General features: G+C 41.9%; 21 protein-coding genes and 1 pseudogene. 2 read left to right on the forward strand and 20 right to left on the reverse strand.

Features of this window, described 5'->3' with window-relative positions; translation table 11 throughout:
• Positions 1-7: 7 nt before the first annotated feature.
• The 11 genes and pseudogenes from comGF to M3221_RS08390 all read right to left on the reverse strand — a co-directional run bounded on the left by comGF (position 8) and on the right by M3221_RS08390 (position 8,101).
• Complete coding sequence (comGF, locus tag M3221_RS08340; RefSeq protein WP_251271021.1) at positions 8-475, reverse strand: competence type IV pilus minor pilin ComGF; 468 nt, start codon at positions 473-475, stop codon at positions 8-10.
• Positions 432-722: a hypothetical protein gene (locus M3221_RS08345; protein WP_251271022.1), complete on the reverse strand. Its 291-nt coding sequence runs from the start codon at positions 720-722 to the stop codon at positions 432-434. Before M3221_RS08345 ends, comGF begins: the two co-directional genes overlap by 44 nt.
• Before the next feature lie 7 nt (positions 723-729).
• Positions 730-1,197, reverse strand: a complete 468-nt coding sequence (gene comGD / locus M3221_RS08350) for a competence type IV pilus minor pilin ComGD (RefSeq protein ID WP_251271023.1) — start codon at positions 1,195-1,197, stop codon at positions 730-732.
• Positions 1,163-1,330 (reverse strand): competence type IV pilus major pilin ComGC, encoded by a 168-nt coding sequence (locus M3221_RS08355; RefSeq protein ID WP_251271024.1) that lies wholly within the window; start codon positions 1,328-1,330, stop codon positions 1,163-1,165. Before M3221_RS08355 ends, comGD begins: the two co-directional genes overlap by 35 nt.
• Before the next feature lie 100 nt (positions 1,331-1,430).
• Complete coding sequence (locus tag M3221_RS08360; protein ID WP_251271025.1) at positions 1,431-3,038, reverse strand: flagellin N-terminal helical domain-containing protein; 1,608 nt, start codon at positions 3,036-3,038, stop codon at positions 1,431-1,433.
• A gap of 525 nt (positions 3,039-3,563) precedes the next feature.
• Positions 3,564-4,370 carry a hypothetical protein gene (locus tag M3221_RS08365; RefSeq protein ID WP_251271026.1) on the reverse strand — a complete coding sequence of 269 codons (807 nt, stop codon included), beginning with the start codon at positions 4,368-4,370 and terminating at the stop codon, positions 3,564-3,566.
• Between the two features lie 339 nt (positions 4,371-4,709).
• Positions 4,710-4,859: pseudogene (locus M3221_RS08370) on the reverse strand (competence type IV pilus major pilin ComGC); the annotation flags it as partial.
• 17 nt (positions 4,860-4,876) lie between these two features.
• Positions 4,877-5,944, reverse strand: a complete 1,068-nt coding sequence (comGB, locus tag M3221_RS08375; protein WP_251271027.1) for a competence type IV pilus assembly protein ComGB — start codon at positions 5,942-5,944, stop codon at positions 4,877-4,879.
• On the reverse strand, positions 5,871-6,950 hold the full coding sequence (comGA, locus tag M3221_RS08380) for a competence type IV pilus ATPase ComGA (RefSeq protein WP_396120259.1): 1,080 nt from the start codon (positions 6,948-6,950) through the stop codon (positions 5,871-5,873). Before comGA ends, comGB begins: the two co-directional genes overlap by 74 nt.
• A 125-nt stretch (positions 6,951-7,075) precedes the next feature.
• Positions 7,076-7,321: a DUF2626 domain-containing protein gene (locus tag M3221_RS08385; RefSeq protein ID WP_242233465.1), complete on the reverse strand. Its 246-nt coding sequence runs from the start codon at positions 7,319-7,321 to the stop codon at positions 7,076-7,078.
• 87 nt (positions 7,322-7,408) lie between these two features.
• A complete protein-coding gene (locus M3221_RS08390) occupies positions 7,409-8,101 on the reverse strand; it encodes a helix-turn-helix transcriptional regulator (RefSeq protein WP_251271029.1) in 693 nt (230 codons plus the stop codon).
• A 173-nt stretch (positions 8,102-8,274) separates the two neighbouring features.
• Between M3221_RS08390 and M3221_RS08395 the strand changes: the two genes are divergently transcribed.
• Positions 8,275-8,655 carry a Spx/MgsR family RNA polymerase-binding regulatory protein gene (locus M3221_RS08395; protein ID WP_251271030.1) on the forward strand — a complete coding sequence of 127 codons (381 nt, stop codon included), beginning with the start codon at positions 8,275-8,277 and terminating at the stop codon, positions 8,653-8,655.
• A gap of 38 nt (positions 8,656-8,693) precedes the next feature.
• Here the strand turns inward: M3221_RS08395 and M3221_RS08400 are convergent, their stop codons facing one another.
• Positions 8,694-9,323, reverse strand: a complete 630-nt coding sequence (locus M3221_RS08400) for an MBL fold metallo-hydrolase (RefSeq protein ID WP_251271031.1) — start codon at positions 9,321-9,323, stop codon at positions 8,694-8,696.
• A gap of 169 nt (positions 9,324-9,492) precedes the next feature.
• Between M3221_RS08400 and M3221_RS08405 the strand changes: the two genes are divergently transcribed.
• Positions 9,493-9,669, forward strand: a complete 177-nt coding sequence (locus tag M3221_RS08405; protein ID WP_242233461.1) for a DUF2759 domain-containing protein — start codon at positions 9,493-9,495, stop codon at positions 9,667-9,669.
• Between the two features lie 30 nt (positions 9,670-9,699).
• On the opposite strand, the gene M3221_RS08410 is transcribed toward M3221_RS08405, so the two are convergent.
• The 8 genes from M3221_RS08410 to M3221_RS08445 form a co-directional block, all read right to left on the reverse strand.
• Positions 9,700-11,568 (reverse strand): LTA synthase family protein, encoded by a 1,869-nt coding sequence (locus M3221_RS08410; protein ID WP_251271032.1) that lies wholly within the window; start codon positions 11,566-11,568, stop codon positions 9,700-9,702.
• A gap of 233 nt (positions 11,569-11,801) precedes the next feature.
• Positions 11,802-12,728 (reverse strand): ROK family glucokinase, encoded by a 927-nt coding sequence (locus M3221_RS08415; protein ID WP_251271033.1) that lies wholly within the window; start codon positions 12,726-12,728, stop codon positions 11,802-11,804.
• 1 nt (position 12,729) lies between these two features.
• Entirely contained in the window at positions 12,730-12,945 is a 216-nt protein-coding gene (locus M3221_RS08420) for a YqgQ family protein (protein ID WP_242233458.1), read from the reverse strand.
• 16 nt (positions 12,946-12,961) lie between these two features.
• Positions 12,962-14,506, reverse strand: coding sequence for a rhomboid family intramembrane serine protease (locus M3221_RS08425; RefSeq protein ID WP_251271034.1), 1,545 nt, complete (start codon positions 14,504-14,506; stop codon positions 12,962-12,964).
• Positions 14,507-14,560: 54 nt separating this feature from the next.
• Positions 14,561-15,124, reverse strand: coding sequence for a 5-formyltetrahydrofolate cyclo-ligase (locus M3221_RS08430; RefSeq protein ID WP_251271035.1), 564 nt, complete (start codon positions 15,122-15,124; stop codon positions 14,561-14,563).
• A 44-nt stretch (positions 15,125-15,168) separates the two neighbouring features.
• Positions 15,169-15,318, reverse strand: a complete 150-nt coding sequence (rpmG, locus tag M3221_RS08435; RefSeq protein ID WP_045850975.1) for a 50S ribosomal protein L33 — start codon at positions 15,316-15,318, stop codon at positions 15,169-15,171.
• A gap of 51 nt (positions 15,319-15,369) precedes the next feature.
• Positions 15,370-16,233, reverse strand: coding sequence for a nucleotidyltransferase family protein (locus tag M3221_RS08440; RefSeq protein ID WP_251271036.1), 864 nt, complete (start codon positions 16,231-16,233; stop codon positions 15,370-15,372).
• Positions 16,230-18,497 carry a glycosyltransferase gene (locus M3221_RS08445; RefSeq protein ID WP_251271037.1) on the reverse strand — a complete coding sequence of 756 codons (2,268 nt, stop codon included), beginning with the start codon at positions 18,495-18,497 and terminating at the stop codon, positions 16,230-16,232. Before M3221_RS08445 ends, M3221_RS08440 begins: the two co-directional genes overlap by 4 nt.
• Positions 18,498-18,501 lie beyond the last annotated feature (4 nt).

Below are 18,501 nucleotides of genomic sequence, written 5' to 3' on the forward strand. Positions count from 1 at the left end.
CTGACGTTTAACGTGCTTTCTTATAGAAAGGATACATGACCGCTCCTTCCTGTTCACCATTTGAAAATGTAACATGTATGTACATTTTCCCTCCTTTTTCTGAAAACGAGGCCGTTTTTACATCTTGCAGCATCACTTCATGTCCTTGCCCGTTGATCTGCCTTCTAATTTTGTCACGATATTGACTAACCGTGACTAGCATGTCACCAGAAGCTGCTGCTTGGTACGCGAGTCTTGTCCCAGACACATGCCAATTCGAAGATCCCTGCATTTCATTGCGCAGCTGAATGATAAAAAGCTCCCATTCCGTGTTTTTCTCGGCTTTTCCAGCTTCCACAGCCCGATAAGCGCCATCATAAAGCAGTGGAACCGAAGCAGCACACGCACAAAAGACCATTAATGCAATAAGAGATTCAATGAGTGTAAAGCCATTACTGCTCCTCCACACATCTCTTTTTCCCTTGACTGAATACACACGCTTTCGCCCTTCCTCCGTCTTCTTCCCAAACCAATTTTCCCCTGGCGGCCGGCCCATCCAATTCATAAGAAAAGGAAGCATCCAAAAAAATTCGGGATTCGGCTTCTTCATATAGCTTTCTCATTCCTTCCTGCTGCTCCCAGCGCCAGGAGGTGCCCTCCATTAGTTTTAAACTAAAAGGCAGCAAAACCCCTGCCGCTATAAAAAGAGCGGTTAAAGCCAGCAGACTTTCCGCTAATGTCATCCCTCTTTCATTCCTCCGAAAAATAAAAACGTCCCCTTCCAATTAAAAAAATCAGCTTGGTGGTTTTTTCATTTGTTGTAAAATAAAACGTGCCGAATCGGCTGGTCGTACCCGTTTTCAAAAAAGTAATCGTATCTAACCCCCTCTCATCAAATATGAAACGCTCGGGGATCTCACGCTTGATAATCGTTTTTCTCGGTATTTCAAATGTGTAGATGTGATAATAACGGTCTTTATTTTCAAAAAAGTCTACAACAATATTTGCGTTTTTCGAAACAGCATATGCCTGGGCTGCAAACAGATCCCTTTCTACCTGGTGAAAAAACTGACGGTTGCGCACGTCTTCCGCAATCGTCCGAAGCGGAATAAGGGCTGCTCCGAAGCAGACAGTAAAAACCGTCAGCACAATCATCATTTCCAGAAGTGTAAAGCCTTCTTCTTTATGACCCACCGGCTGACACAATTCCTTCCGCATCGATCGTAACAGCCCCTCCACCCGGGCAGGTCGTTTCATCATCTCTTAAGTACCCATCTGTAACGAGTGTACTGACAGAGGAAGGCAGTGATCCATTATCAATCCGGTACGCCTGTACCTGCCCCTGCACCATATGGATAAAAACAAAACATCTTTATTAACCTTATTCCTAATCCTTTAGCTAATTATCTCTCTAAAATAAAAAACAGGAAGAGCCTTAGCTCCTCCTGTCTTTATTTTAATAATTCTAATATTCCCTGTGGTAGCTGATTCGACTGTGCCAACATTGCTTGACCAGACTGAATTAATATATTTCGTTTCGTGAATTCCGTCATTTCTAATGCCATATCAGCATCTGAAATACGAGATTCAGAGGCTGTTGCGTTTTCACCGGAATTAGTAACGTTAGTATATATATGTTCCAAAGCATTCTGATAAGCACCATATTTAGACCGCTCGGATGAAATTTTCTGGAGTGCTCCGTCAAGTTTAGTAAGAGCTGCCTCTGCTCCTTGTCTAGTTGAAGTATTGATATCATCGATTCCAAGTGCAATTGTACGGGCATCTGTTAAATCTATCTTAAATTCATCTCCCTCATTAGCTCCAACTTGCAATATGACATCATAGGAATCCGTTGAGTCATTAGAGGGGCCGTCAACATCCGGAGGTACAGACTGTCCGTAAAATGTATTAACAGAAAAGGACGCACCACTAGCAATTTCTCTAGCATCCCACCAAAGGCTGTAACCACTGTCTCCGACAATCCCAGTGTTATCATTAAAACCCCAATTATTAACAAGATTATACCGCCCAATTGCAAATTTTGAGGGTTCTTCTAAGATTTCGAATTCATTGGTCGATTTGATAATTCCATGCGCTTGAAATTCTGCGTTGGCTTCATCGCCAGTATTCTGATTATAAACTATAAATTCAGCTGGGATTGAATCTCCTGTATAAGTCGTTTGATTGCTCACAGGGTCGCCATTTACTATAAAAGGAGCTCTATCATCGTTCCCTAGCATTGTGTCTAAATGAAATTGAAATCCAATACTCTTTGCTTCAGCAGATGTATTTTTTATATCATAACGAATTTCATATTTATCTTTTTGGTTCCCCGTTATTTCCACATATTGTGTTATTTGAACTTCATCTACTTGATATGTTGTTTGATAGACACCATCATTAGTAATTGTTCCTTGTGAAAGGTGATCAATGATGCGGTTTACAGTTCCATTTATCTCAATTTGAGGAAAGGACGTATTGAAACTCTCAAAAACAAGACGTTGATTGTCATCCATACTAGTAGTAGCATAACCATTTTCAGTCCCAAAAAAGAAGCGACCATTCTCATCAACCGGTGGAGATGCCAATGTATTTGGAGGCGGTGTTCCTCCATTGTCTGGGTCTAATTCTAAACTGGAGTTATTTCTATTCAATAAATGAATTCCATTAAACTCAGTATTGTTCGCAATATCATTAACTCCATTTTTCAGCTCTTCAATTTCATCTTGGATAGCTTGTCTGTCCTCTTCTGTCAACGTATCATTTGAGGCTTGTACAGCCAGCTCACGCATACGTTGGGTCATCTCTTGAATATTAGACAAACCACCTTCTGCTGTTTGCACTAAAGAAATTCCATCAAGTATGTTTCGCTCTGCTTGGTCTAATCCTCTAATTTGCCCTCTCATTTTGTGCGAGATCGTTAAACCTGCTGCATCATCAGCAGCCCGATTAATACGAAGCCCCGATGACAGCTTTTCTAATGTTTTTGATAAGCTTGTTTGGTTCGCAGATAAGTTTCTGTATGAATTTAATGCTTGGATATTATGATTAATTCTCACTTGTCGCATCTCCCTAAAGTGGCTTATATATTTATATCCGCTTGAAAACCCCATATTGTATTTCTTATAAATCTTTTTCCCACTCGTAAATTTGTTAAATAAAAGTAATACAGGAGATAGCCCTATCTCTTCCTCCCTTTGCTTAAGTAACTGTTTTACATTAATCGTTACCGCACCACTCTCTTACACTTACTATCGACAAAAAAACTCCGTACTGAAGATTTTTTTAGGAAAATTTTTCTTGTCGGATAATTTTGCCTCTCTTCTCGACTTTAGGTAGACGATTAGCTCCCTACTAAAGGATAATCACTGACTTGTGTTTGTAAGCATTTATATGAATAAGAACAAAACATCCTCTTTTGATTTCCCTTTTGGTTCTTCCTCTAAAATAAAAACAGGAAGAGCCGCAGCCCCTCCTGTTTTTATTTACTATCTAGTTTGTTATTGGGAGTAATTAATAAAAGCCAATCGGAAGATTTTATAGTTCCAATCTTAGATCGCATAGTATCACTTAATAAACACCTATTACTTACCAGATTTGTAAGGTAACGTTAGGTCATATGTGTATGTATCCCCGACATACGTCTTATTTTTTGATGAATCAAATGGATGGTTATCTATGACACGTACAGGAATGGCAACTTTAACATTAATCGACTTACTTGTTGTCTTTTTAGCAGTAGAAATGACACCAATTTCTGCTCTTGTAGTGTAATACTGTTTCACTGAACTTAGACTAGTCTTAGGAAATGTAAAACTTGTAGCAGTTGGATATTTTTCGCCACCTAAATAAAGATTTTGTTTAGAACGCGGATCTATATTGTAAGGTTTTGACGGCTCAACAGATGCACTAAGAGGGCCATAGCCAACACCAAATCCTGCTTTTACTTGAGCCACACCTGATTGATCAAATTTTCCCCACCATTGTTGGCTATAAATATAATCTCGATCCATCTTTTTATTAACAACTTTACCGGATGTAGACATTTTAACTTGCTTTACATCTAAAATTAAACTGCCATTTCCATTTTGTTTAAATGTATGAGACTCCTTACCTTTAGTATTTGTAACCCAAGAGTCAGTAACTGTAATTATTACATCCACTGAATTTTTATGACTTAAAACATCATAACCATTGACGGTAATCAATACCTTTTTATAAAGTGTACGATTCCAACCAGATCCCTGCCAATTCTTTATCGTATATTTTGCAGTGAATTCCTTTTTAGCCTCTTTTCCTACAGCAGCCGCCTCTACCCCTTGTATTGAAGATAAAGGTAAACTAACTAAAAATGCTAATACGAATGAAACAAGTAACCTTAAAAGTTTCATCACAACCACTCCTTCTTTCTTAGTTTTGGAATCTTTCTTACCGATCTAAATTATAATTGATAAAAATTCTAAAAAAAAGATAATTAGGAATTTAAACAAAACTTTTTTCCTATATCGTTGTATTATATATGTTTCCTTTTTCTGATTATGATCCATAAAATTCAAAAAAGACAGTAGCATCTTTAGCGTAATTAGGAACTTCTTTGTTCATATTTTTCAAAAAGTATATCAAATTGAGATATTTTATATGAGATCAGAAGTGAAAAGTTTCCAACAGAGGAGCTTTTTGAAGTAAAACACACCTACTCTTATTTACTTGTGTTTGTATGCATTTATATGAACAAACGCCTCACAGCCTTTTGCATTGATATTTTTACTTTGCTTTGCCACGTTTGGAATGGCAATGAAAAGCAAAACGGTAATCACCAATAAGACGATCATCATTTCTATCAGTGTAAATGCTCGTTCATTCTTCCAGAATCGCTTCATTCTTTTTTCCTCCTTTTTTAAACCGAGCCAATCATCTCAAACATCGGCAGCATCACCGACAGATAAACAGCCATGACAACCGTGCCAATCATTAAAAAAACGGCCGGCTGAATAATGCTTGTTGCTTTTTTTATTTTGTTTTCAATCAGCTGGTCACAGAATGATGCGTAAAGAAGCAGCTCTTCTCCCATTCTGCCATTTGCCCCTCCATGGCTGATCAAAGCAGGCAGCTTTCGGTCAAACCAAGTGATATTTGCAATGGCTTCTTTCAAAGGAGTACCCGACATAAGCTGGCTGTTTATTTTTTTTGAAGCTTCACGAAGCATGGGGTAAATCGTTTGTTCTTCAAATACATGGAGAAGCTCGTTCACCGAAAATCCACTGCTTAACAGTTGAGCAGATTCCCTGGCAAAAAGACGGGTAAAATAAAGCTGAAATAAGGTTTTCATATACGGAATTTTTATGATCATATCCGCTCTTTTTTGCGGAGAAAGAAGTTTATAGCGGGTATACAAAAGAAGAAGCAGACCAGTCAGAACAGGGGCTGTAATTAAGACGGCCGGGGGTGCCCATTGAAGAAAAAAAAGCAGGAGCAGGATCATCCCTTTTGGTTCATATCCCATTGAAGCGTGAAGATCCCGAAACTGAGGAAGAACGAAAGTATTTAAGACGGCGAGCAATACGATAAGCAAAGCCAGCAGGAAGATCGGATATTGCAGAAGCCGTACAAGCTTTTCTTTCGCCTGTTCAGTCTTGCTCCACTGTGTTCCAGCATGCACGAGCGTTTCTTGAACATTTCCGTGCTGTTCAGCAAAGAAAATCTGCAGGCAGATAAGGGAAGGAACATGAAGCACCGGCAGAATTTCGTGAAGCGGAACGCCCTCCCGCAGCTGCTTTTGAATTAAGTTTGTTTGCCTTTTATTTATATCCGGTATGTTCATCAACAGAAACTCTACCGCTTCTCCAATGGAAAAACCTTTTATCATCATTTCTCCGAGCCTTGTAATAAAATCAGCTCCATTTTTCGCTGAAGTCCGTTTCGCTAAAACACCAGCGAGTCCATTCCTCGCGTGTGATAAATCCATATGCTATCCCCTTTCGCAGCTCATCCTGCAGCTTTTTATAAACAGATACCGGCTGATGCGATGATTCGTTCCCCAGTATAGAAAACAGTGCTCTTCCCAATAGTAATTCGCAAACGATCGCCTGCTTTGTTTTTTGCATACATTCCTCCCTGCAGGCAGCACCACAGTCCGGACAGCGGATACGGACAAGCCGCTGTGCGGTAATGCCGATTAGTGTCTGTGTCATTTCATGCTGAGTAATACCGAGCTCTTTTAACCTGCCGATAACGCCCGCAGCGTCGCGAGCGTGAATGGTCGAAAGAACCAAGTGCCCCGTAAGTGCACTTTTCACAGCGGCTCGTGCAGTTTCTTCATCGCGTATTTCACCGACCATAATCACGTCAGGATCGTGGCGTAAAATGGCTTTTAAGCCCGTTGCATACGTAATACCGGCTTTTTCATTTACTTGAATTTGTACGAAAGCATCCTGCTGTTTTTCAACGGGATCCTCGAGTGTAATGACATGTTTGTTTAAATGGGAGGCACAATGCTGAATCATAGAGTAAAGTGTAGTGGATTTTCCGCTCCCGGTTGGGCCGCTAAGCAGAATGAGGCCGTTTGAATGGTTTAATAACGAGGTTAACTTGACCGCGGTGTAGGGAAACAGCGTTAATTGGGAAAGAGATGGAACATGTTCCTGTGGCAAAAGGCGGATCACGAGGCTTTCTTTGTGGGGTACAGCGGGAAGCGTGGAAACACGCAGCGATAGGGGAAACTGATCAACTGTCTGGCGAAAGGAGCCGCTTTGGGGCTTTCGTTTTTCACCGATATCCATCGAAGCCGTAAATTTCAAATAAGCAATCAGCCGTTCGCCCTCCCGTATGGAAAAGGTTTCACTTTTTATCAGCTGGCCGCCGACACGAACTTTAAGCAAATAACCGTTTTGTTTCGGCATTAAATGAAGGTCGGTGGCCTGCATTTGAACAGCTTCTTTTAAGATTTGCTCCATTTTTTGCTCAACCTGCAAATTATCACCTTCTCTCCCTTTGAGCATACAACAATATGCCGGATTAGACGTGGTTTTTTCAAAATATTTACAAAACTTTAACAAAAAAACCTTTAAAGCTTTCCGCTTTAAAGGCTTTGCTTGTTTTAATGCCCTCCGCTTCCCGGCGTCATCATAAAGGTTGACCAATAAGTAAAGGCGGCAAAAAAAACGGTTAAATAAGCACCAAATACATAAATATACATTCGTTCAGAAAGACGTAAATAGCCGAGTAATAAGAAAAATCCAGTTTGGCCAAGAAAAATTAAAGCCGTAATATTCATATGGCCCAAGTAAAACATTAAAGAAAAAATACCGGTCCAAAATGCCATAACACGAAACATCCGATCCATTATGTATCCCTCCCTTTTTTCAAAGCTTGGTCCATTAATACCACTATTATAAAGGATAAGAGACAAAAATGTAAGCGTTTCTTTTATTCAGTTTACTGCAACCGACTGATAGATACATTCCTTGCATCCATTCAGCATCGTAGAATGCTGGCTTAAAACAGCAGGCCCGAATAAGGTGTCCATAACTCCTTGTAAAAACGCTTTATGAATACGGCATGTTGCTGCAGCTTTTTCCTGAAGCAATTCTTTGAATGGGCAGTTATAAATAGCAAATTGAACAACGAGCCCCTTTTCTGTTTCTTCCGCATGCGCTGTATAACCAATTCTTGCAGTCAACGTTTTAAGCAATTGAAGACGTTCTTTATTTGGAGGGGAGGAAACAGTCCCTTTCATTTCTGCTTCTACAGAACGCCGGCCGGCTTTTTGAGCGGCCGCTTCCGCCATTTTTACTCCGTCTTCTCCAAACAGCTCTAGAGCCTCAAGCAAAATATCCGACAAAAGCTGATAATCGCGATGTGGAAAAGCCAGCTGCACAGCTCTTTCCGCCGGCTTATATAACTTGCCCGGCCGGCCGCCTTTTCCTGTTTTCTGCAGACAGGAACCAATTAAATTGACATCTTCAAGCTTTGTTAAGTGAAGGCGTGCCACGTTCGGATGAATGCCAAATTGAGCGGCTATATCCTGTACTGTCAGGTCTCTATGTTCTTTTAAAATATATTCATAAATGGAATAACGTGTGGCATCAGCAAGTGCGCCTGTTACTTTTAAAACGGAATTCATTTTATCACCTCGTCATTTTTTAATTATTATAAGCAACAATTTTATGGTGAAAAATGATAAAAGTCATACTTATAAGCGTGTTACGAAATTGGACACAATTAAAAGGGTAATCACTGTACAATAATTGTACAAGTATTGTATAGTATATTTAAGAATAAAAAGGAGGAGTATTTATGTCTGCTGTTACCTTTTATACGTATCCAAGCTGTACATCATGCCGAAAAACAAAAAAATGGCTGTCTGCCCATTCAGTTGATGTTCAAGAACGCCACCTTTTCCGTGAAACTCCTACACGCCAGGAGCTGCTAAATCTTTTATCCATGACTTCGGAAGGTCTTGATGAACTGCTTGCCACCCGAAGCAGAACGTTTAAATCGTTAAATGTAAGCGTCGATGAGATGCCCCTTTCAGCCGTTGTTGATTTGATTATTGAAGAGCCTAAATTGCTGCGGCGTCCGATTTTAACGGACGGAGAATTGCTTGTGGTTGGATATAATCTTGAAAAGCTAAGAAGCCTGACGAAAAAAAAGCAGGTTATGAAATATACTGGATAAAAAAAACAGAGAACACCGTAAGGGCGTTCTCTGTTTTTTTAAAAACCATTTAAAAAAGGATTGCTGTCCATTTCCGTGATCACGGATGTTGCCGGGCCATGCCCCGGAAGCACAATGGTTTCCTCAGGCAGTGACATAATTTTTTCATGAATGCTCGTAAGAAGTGTTTGATGATCGCCGCCAGCAAGGTCCGTTCGCCCGATGCTCCCCATAAAAAGAGTATCACCGGCAAACAAGGCGCCGCCTTCTTCGAAATAATAAGATACGCTGCCCGGTGAATGGCCCGGTGTATGCAGCAGTTTGAATGTAAACAAATCAATCGTTAAATCTTCTTCATTACGGATCAAAACATCAGCCGGCGGTGCCGTAATGCTTCCCATGCCAAAGCGGCTTGATCCATTCAGATCGGCATTTTCAAGCCACTCTGCTTCTTTTTCATGCAGATAAACCGGCATGTTAAAAGCTTCTTTCAGCGGGCGAACAGCCCCAATATGGTCAAAATGAGCATGAGTCAGTAAAACAGCGAGCGGGTCAAGCTTGTTTTCCTTCAGCCAGCTTACAAGCTGATCTCCTTCTGAACCCGGGTCAAAAACAATACATTTTGACTCATGAGAAAGTATGTAGCAATTTGTTTGCAGAGGACCAAGCGGCAATTGCGTCCAATCCATATCATCTCCACCTTTTTCTTTATTCAATTGATATCGTAACAGGAAACTGCAGCTGTTAAAAGAATTATCCGCTTTCATCTCGACAAATATGGAAAAACCTTATACAATAGGGGTGTGTTTGACGCTTACATGGGTTTTTATGGCTTTTTATATAAGGAGGCCTGGAAAAATGAACGGGTTAACGATTATTTTTGCTCTTATTGCCCTTCTTGCCGTTTTCAGTACCATCAGCGCTGTGAAAAACAAAAATCTGCTCGGCATCGTTTTTAGTCTGGGTACAGCTGGTGTAATCGGCTGGTTTACCATTATGACGGTTTTGCATCACGGCTATCCAGCTGCCCATTAAAAAAGCACCTGATAAAATCAGGTGCTTTTTTTATTCTTTTCTTGCAGCATCTGGATCATAAAAACGAAGCAGGTCCCCGTAAATAACCCGATCTGAATAATTTAATTCAGCAGCTGCTTTTTCAATATAAGGCGCACAGTAGGAAGCATCCGTTTGCTCGCCCGTCTTTTTATCCCAGCATACGTCGCCGGCATACACATAATTCTCTGTCACAAAACGGCCGTCACGGAATGCGGCAAAGCTTTCATGCTCGCTGGAAAGCAAATCTTGTCCAAACTGAATATCTCCTTTTGTATCAATGCCAAGAAGATGAAGCAGTGTTGGCCGCACATCCACCTGTCCGCCGACCGTATCAATTTCCTGGCCTTTAACGCCTGGAATGTGAATCATAAACGGTACTTTTTGAAGCTCAGCTGATACGTATGGTGTCACTTCTTTACCTAAATATTGAGCCATGGCTTCATTATGATTCTCTGAAATGCCATAATGATCCCCATACAAAACAATTACAGAGTTTTCATAAAGGCCTGCTTTTTTCAAATCTTCCACAAACGTTTTTAACGCTTCGTCCGTGTAACGAACGGTAACGAAATAACGATTTAATGTGCCGCTTGATGAATTAAATTCATCAATCATCTGGTCTTCTTTATCGTAGTAGAACGGATGATGATTGGTCAGCGTGATCATTTTTGAATAAAACGGCTGCGGCATGGTTTTCATCAGCTCGGCCGATTGTTCAAAAAACGGAATATCTTTCATTCCCCAGTTTACACTGTTGTCTTCATTCACCTTATAATCATTTACATTGTAAAAACGTTCATATCCAATCGAATCATACATAATGTCCCGGTTCCAGAAACTTTTATTGTTCGCATGCATCGCATTTGAAAAATAGCCATTTTCCTCAAGCTTTTCAGCCATTGAATTAAATTGGTTGCCAGAGTGAGTAAAAAACACGGCACCGCGGCTCAGCGGGTACAGTGCATTTTCTGTTAAAAATTCTGCATCAGACGTTTTCCCCTGCCCGGTTTGGTGGTAGAAGTTAGTAAAGTTTAAACTCTCTTTTGCAAAATCATTCAGAAATGGCGTAATTTCCTGTCCGTTTACGGTATTGTTTAAAACAAAAGCCTGTGTTGACTCAACGGACACCATAATCAGGTTTTTTCCTTTGGCAGCGCCAAACAGCTCTGCATTTGGTTCGGCATAATTGGCGTCGGCATAGTTTTCAATTTCAGTTAATTCGCTGCCATCTGCCAGTGCACGCTGGGCAGATGATTTGGATTGAAGAAAAATGTCATAAAGGTGATAGTTGAACGTTCCGATGTTTTTCACAAGCATTTCACGGTCGAAAGTCCTTGTTAAAAGCTGCGGACGTTCCACTTCTGCTAGTCCAAGGTTCAAAAACATAAGCGCAGCAGCTGATAAAAAATAAGCGCGGCGGTTCATTTTTGACATTGGGCGAAACATCACAAATGACGGCTTGAACTTAAGCAGGAGGAATAAAAGAATGACATCGGCGAAATATAAAATATCCGCTACACTAAATTCTTCTGTAACACTGTTACCCAAATCAGCAAAGTTGCTTGTTTGAAATAAAAGAGGCAGCGTAATAAAGTCATTAAAAAAGCGATAAAACACAACGTTCGCATAAAGCAGAAAACTTAAGAAAAAGCTCATGCCCAGCAAATAACGATTGCGTGCTTTGTCGCTTTTAAAGAAAAAGCCAATTCCCATTGCCAGCATAATAAAGCTCAGCGGGTTAATCAGCAAAATAAATTCCTGCAGTGAGTTTTCAATATCCATGTTAAAGCTTGTTTTATAGACGATGTATGTTTTCATCCATAAGAACAAAACGGTTACAGCAATAAGAGAAATGTTGCTGCGTATTGTTCTTTTCATCTTTCAGCCTCCTCGTTACTTCTATAAAAGTGATCGGGGAATTGCATACACTTTAACCCAGTGTAAATTGTCTTTCACAATCTTAATACTTTTTTTACAAAAAATCAATCAGAATGAAAAAGCAAAGCTTTATAATAGTTCCGCGACAATTCCGCCCCTTATTGATACGCATACGATTAAAAAAAGTTTCATAAAATAAAAAAACAGTCCCAGCGGAACTGTTTTTTATTTTATCAAACTGACATTACTTTTGCTAAGTAAGCTGCACCGATCACACCGGCATCGTTGCCAAGCTGTGCTTTTTGAAGTGCAAGCACATCCATCGCCCGTGGGAACGTAAACTCTCTTACGTATTTCTCCAAAGGCTGCATAAGAGCGGCACCTGCTTCTGAAACGCCGCCGCCAATTACAATCTTAGCTGGGTTCAAGGTGTTAGCAATGTTTCCAACCGCAAGACCTAAATAAAAAGCACAGCGGTCAACCGCATATTGCGCTGCCGCATCTCCTGCCGCAGCTTGTTCGAATACTGTGCGTGCATCAGGCGCGTCTTTGCCTTGTTGTTTGTACAAATTAACAATTCCCGTTGCAGAAGCTACTGTTTCAAGACAGCCGCGCTTGCCGCAGTTACAAGGAAATCCATTTTCTGTTACAACCGTAATGTGGCCGATTTCTCCCGCCGCTCCATTTACCCCTGTAATAATCATTCCCTTTGACACAACGCCGCCGCCGACACCTGTGCCAAGTGTAATGCAAACTACGTCGCCTGCGCCTCCTCCTGCACCTTTCCACATTTCGCCAAGTGCAGCACAGTTTGCATCATTTTCAATAAAAACAGGCAATTCAATTGCTTCTTCTAGAAGCTGTTTTAAAGGGTATCCATTCGGCCAGCCGATATTTACCGCACCAGAAATCGTCCCTAATACTGGATCGGCAGGACCCGGTGCCCCCACTCCTGCTGCGAGCACATCGGCAGTCGTTAATCCATCTGCTTCTAATTCTTTATAAAAAGAACGGGCAATATCTGCTACTATTCTACTTCCTTTGTCCGTACGGTCGGTTGGAATCGACCATTTTCGTATGATTTCTCCCTCTGTTGTTAAAAAAGCTAATTTAACCGTTGTGCCGCCAATATCAAAAGCAGCGAGCCGTTTCTTTGCCATGTCATTTCCCCTGTTCTTTTTCTTTTTCTTTTTCAATTGCAATATGCTGTCGTAATATAAGCAGCGCCATTTGATATTCTTTTGGCTCTATCAGCTGAGACTGATACAGTTCTTTCAGTTCCAGCTCCATTAATTGTAAATCTGCTACACGATTGCCGATATAAACGAAAACACCGTATCTTTTCAGCAGCTGCTGTACATCAAAAATCGTTTCCATCTTTTCACCCTGCTTTTCACTCATTATTCAGCTTGCGAACTAAATCTTCATATGTTTGTTCATTAGGAGCGTATGCTGCGGCTTGTTCGGCTGCCTGCAGCGCTTCTTCTTGCCGTCCCTGGCTAGAATAAATAAGCGCCAGATTATAATGTGCTTCAGGAAAATTACTTCTTAACCGGACGGCTTGCTTAAAATGAGAGGCAGCCTCCTCCAAGCGCCCGTCCCCCGCTTCAATTACACCCAAATAAAAATACGTTTCGGCAGAAGGCTGGCCGCCTTTTTGAATAAAGTTCGACAAGATCTGTTCAGCTTCCTGCTTATTTCCGTCCTGAAGCTTGTCTGCCGCCTGAATATTCACAGACTGCGCGTCAAGAGCGGCATATCCGTGCTGGAACCCAAAGAACAAACCGGCTGCCACAAATGTCGAAGCTGCTGCCAAAAACAGCAGCTGCTGCAGAACACGTCGCTTTTTCGGAAAATGAACAATGCCCGTTGCTAAAAAACCGCCCACAAGTCCGCCAATATGTCCGGCATTGTCAATTCCGGGTACTGTAAATCCAAAGGCCAGGTTGATTCCAATCACAACAAGGACATTCATGCCCATCGTCCGAAAAAACAACTTTGGCTTGGTTACCCCGAAATAAAGAAGGGCACCGAACAGCCCAAAAATAGCTCCACTCGCTCCTGCTGACAAATTAGGAGTCAGCAAAAAGCTGAGCAGACTCCCTGTAAAGCCGGAAAACAAATAAATCCACAAAAATCTCAGCCGGCCGTAAATTTGTTCAACCGCTGTTCCTAAATAGTACAAAGCCATTGAATTCATTAAAAGGTGCAGCAGTCCGATATGCAGAAAAACCGGTGTGATAAAACGCCACCATTCTCCCTCTAAAATAAGAGGATTGAATTTTGCGCCAAATTGTATAAGCACATCAGTCGCTGTGCTGCCTCCTGCGATCGTCATTAAAAAAAACATGATGACATTAACCGCGGTAAAAACATACGTGAAAAAAGGCTTTCCGTAGTAAAAAAACCGATTTTCTTCTTCTTTTCGTTTTACTTCATGGGATAAAACAGCCCGCTCATAAGCAGCCGCTTCATCTTCAGCCCCTTCAAAGTCCCGCTGCTCCGGTACAGACTCCATAAACTGCTCCAGCTCTTGAAGCGGACCTCCCAGGTTTTCTTCAGTAAACAGCAGTACAGCTGTTTTTGTTTTTCCGCTTTGAACCGGTTTCATGAACTGCAAAAATTCGTCAACGGGCAGATGAGGAGACACAATTACATTGAGCATATTAAGCTTTCTCATCCCTCTTTGCTTTCGGAGGCGCTCACCGACCCAGGCGGCTTGTTCAATGTCACGTCCCAGGGAAGCTGCCCAGCCAAGATTTTGCTGAGAAAGTCTAATAATGGCCGCTTCTTTTACTGAACGATTTTCAAGCAGCATTTCTCTGCGATCCTGGCTCAGCCTTGTTAATGTATACTCCTGCTCTACGACAAAAAAATAAGCAAGACGCCAAAATATCAAATTTGTTTGCGTTGTCATTTCATCACTACTTTCGTCCATCCTGTTGATTCCACTATAACGGAACTCATTCAGACGGTAAAGAAAGAAGGATGTTTATGAGCAGAGGATTGTTTCACTATCCGTCAAAATTTTCTGAACAGGTATGTCATGCCCTTCAACGGGAATATCCGGCCGTAATTGAATGGAAAACGCTAATGAAATCGTTTGTCCTATGTATGAAGATAAAAAACGGTCGTAATAGCCGCCGCCAAAGCCTACCCTGAACCCCTTCCGGTTAAAAAGCAGACCGGGCACAATCATTAATTCGATCTCCTTCGCGTTAATCAATGTTGTGTTTTGAGGAATCGGTTCATACAACCCCGCATACACCGTTTCAAGATCTTCAAATTTCTCCAATTGATAAAAATACATGGCTTTTGTATCCGGATGGCACTTTGGCACACAAACTTTTTTGCCGGCAAGCCACGCAGATCGGATAATCTGCCAGGTGTCTACTTCAAAACCCGCTGAAATCGTAACCGCAATTTTGTTTGAATCCTGCCACTCCGGAAGCGCATACAATCTTTTGGCAATTTGAAAGCTTTTTTGCTCATACACGGGCCGGCTCATTGCAGCAAGCTGCTGTTTTATCCCATCCCTCAGTATCTTTTTATCCATTGATTCCTCCTAAAAGAAAAAACAGCAGGAAAGTCTCCTGCTGCTTACTTTGTTTCACGATGCACTGTTACTTTTTTCAATCGCGGGCTGTATTTTTTCAACTCGAGACGATCCGGGTTGTTACGTTTGTTTTTAGTTGTGATATAGTTACGGTCACCGCTCTCAGTGCAAGCTAATGTAATGTTTACACGCATGTTTTTCCCTCCAAACTTGTCTCGCTTATTTTCAAGTCGTTTGCGACTTTACTATAATAGCACCTTTTCATCAGAAATGCCAGCCTGTTTTTTCAACATTGGTGAATAACAATCGGACCGCTCTGCAAGTCCATCGTTTTCGTTCAGTATAGAAGCAGGAAATGTATTCGAAAGTGGGTAAACAGGCTGCAGACGGTTCGTAATTCCTGGTATTCCCCGCTTAAGCCGCTTCTCAGCCAGCTTGTATGCGGGATGGGTGCCAATGTCCTGCCAGTATGCATTGGTTTCATACACATAAACCGGCTCCTGATTGGCCAGAAGCATTGGAAATACATCCTGGGCGAAATCTGCTTTCCCATAAAGTGCGTAATCTTCAAACAAGGACGGTTCAACCAAATAAATCCCCGTGCTTACTTGATTCGTCCACAATTGCACGTTAGAAGGCTTTTCAAGAAAAGAAAGAAGCTTTCCGCTTTGATCTGTGAGGCAGACACCAAAATGCTCAGGGTGCTCTGCTCTCGCCGTAACAATGGTTACACGGGCTCCTTTTTCTTTGTGAAAATTATACGCCTGGCGAAGCGGTATGTTGGTCAGTGCATCACCGCTTAAAACAGCGAGTGTTTCTTTAAATAACCCTTTGGAGGCAAATAAGCTTCCGGCAGTACCAAGAGGCTCGCACTCTTCTATATATTCAATATCAAGTCCATTTTGATGGCCGAAACCTGCATGCTGCTGAATAACTTCCTTTTTATAACAAACCGTCATGATCACGCGGTAAATTTTATTTCTTTTAAAAACATTTAAATTGTAATCTAAAAGAGGTTTACCCAACAATGGGACCATTGGCTTTGGTATGTGGTCAGTTATCGGACGCAGCCTTTTTCCACGCCCCCCAGCAAGCAGAATACCTATCATGTACGAACTCCCTCCATTTTTTTGATGAAAACGGTCTGATCGTAGATCTTTTCTGTTTGTGCGCCGATGTGTGCCCAACTGTAAAGTTCTTTTGCCATTTCATGTCCATTCAAACCTAGTTCATTTGCATAACCGGGCTGATCCAAAACAGCCGCTATTTTCTCCGATAAGTCTTCGGCATTTCCTGGTTCGAACAAAAGCCCGGTTTGTTTATGTAAAACAAACGATTTTAACCCGCCTGTTGCAGCTGCGATTACAGGCTTTCGGAACGCCATGGCTTCCAGAGCCACAATACCGAACGGTTCGTACAAACTTGGAAATACAGCCACTTTACAAGATTGAAACAAAGCTCTTCTTTCCTCATCACTCACATAGCCGACAAAATGAATCGTATCCTCGAGTCCGCGCTTTTTCACTTCTTCACGCCATGTTTCTAATAGAGGACCCTTACCCGCAATAATAAACTGAATATTTTCTTTTTTCAAGTTTTTTAAGTTCATTTCAAAGAATGTTTGAAAACCTTTCTCAAACACCATACGGCCGATTGAAAAAATAAAGGGCTCCATGGAGCGAAACCTTGTCAGGCCTGATACGCTTTCTTCAAATTCCACACCATTCGGCACCACGTATATATCTTTCCCTGACCCCTCATAGTAAGCCCGTAATTCTTCCTTCATCGGCTGGCTGCACACAATAACCGTATCGGAAGCTTCAATGAGCTTTTTCTCTTTTGACGCAATCGCATGCTGCAGCTCATTATGCAGCCCATTATTCCGTCCATGCTCGGTGGCATGAATAGTGGAGATGAGCGGCAGCTGCTTTTGTTCGGCAAGCAGTATTGCCGCGTCGCCTGTCAGCCAGTCGTGGGTATGGATAAGAGCAATGTCATGCTTGTGCATCAGCTCCATCGCTTTTTGAAAAAGACACAGATTCAAATCGGAGGTTTGCTTTAAAAAATCCTGCTCTCCTTTGTGAAGCGGGCCGGATCGATAAATGTGCACACCATTGATACATTCATATTCTGCTGATTCATGGTGGGAAGATGTTAGAACAATCACTTCACGTCCGGAGGCAACAAGTGCTTCTGCAAGTCCATGAACATGCCGTGCCATTCCCCCGACAATGTTTGGCGGATACTCCCATGAAAGCAGCAGGACAGCTCCTTCCATTCTTTCTACGCCGCCAACAAACTGTTTGGATTGAAGCGTTACTCCATAATGAAGACGCATGCGCTGGTGTGCATAATCGAGGTCAGGAAACTCTTTATGGGCTCCATCTAATAAATAGCGCAAGGAATCAATAGCGCTTTTTAATTCCTCTTTTAAACCATGAACAGCCGCATAAATACAGTAAGCCCATTCCAAATCTAAAACACCTGCCGCTTCTGAAATAGCGAGGGCATACTTTTCGTCCCACTCTTCTTTCAAATGAATAATAGGATCACAACGATGAAGTTCTTCCGCCGTAATCAATGTATGTCCTTCATTCAAGTTTTCATACACAAGTGGAAAATGAATCACACGCTTTGCAGAAGAACGATCAGACGAGGATACCTGCTTTTTTTGAATATCTTCCCAATGCATGCAGGCGCTCTGCCCCGCTAAAGAAAAAAGCGTGACGCCTGTTGTCCCGCTTTCTTGATGATCCTTCCGATACGGAATCAGTTCAAGGCCGCGCGGAGACACCCACTGAACCCCTTCCTGTTCCTCCAAAGGAAAAGCATCATGCGGAAGAAATACGAACTGAGAGCCTTCCTGCAAAAGAAGTTCGTCTATCCCAGGTGTATAAGCGCCACGCGGAAGCCATATGGATAAAGGCGGAGTGCCGAATAGTTCTTTCCATATAGCAGAAGTTCGTTTTAAGTCTTCCTTTGCTGCCCCTTTCAATGTATAAGCTGTCAAAGGAAACTGGCTGAGAGACACAGGCAGCAGCACAAGCTTTTGCTGTGTCATCAACTCTTTAAAAGCTTGAATAAAAGACCCGTTATGTGCGCGTAAAACTGCAGGCAGTACCCCGTCCGGTTGAAGCTTCATAAAAGAAGCGACAGCCATCTTTCCTCGAGCTCCATTCATCCAGCCCAATGTAAATAAGTTCACAACGCCTGTAACCGGCTTTCCAGGCTCCGTACGGCTTGCTGCTTCAAGCAGGGTTCCATATGCCTTCATCAGTGTGATGATTTCCTCGCTGTCTGCTGTCGACCCAGCCAGAGCAAGAGGCCGAAAGGGATGATTAACCATCATAATATTTGAAAAAGAATATTTCATTTTC

The sequence above is a fragment of the Domibacillus indicus genome, assembly GCF_023715895.1.
GTDB lineage: Bacteria > Bacillota > Bacilli > Bacillales > Domibacillaceae > Domibacillus > Domibacillus indicus_A.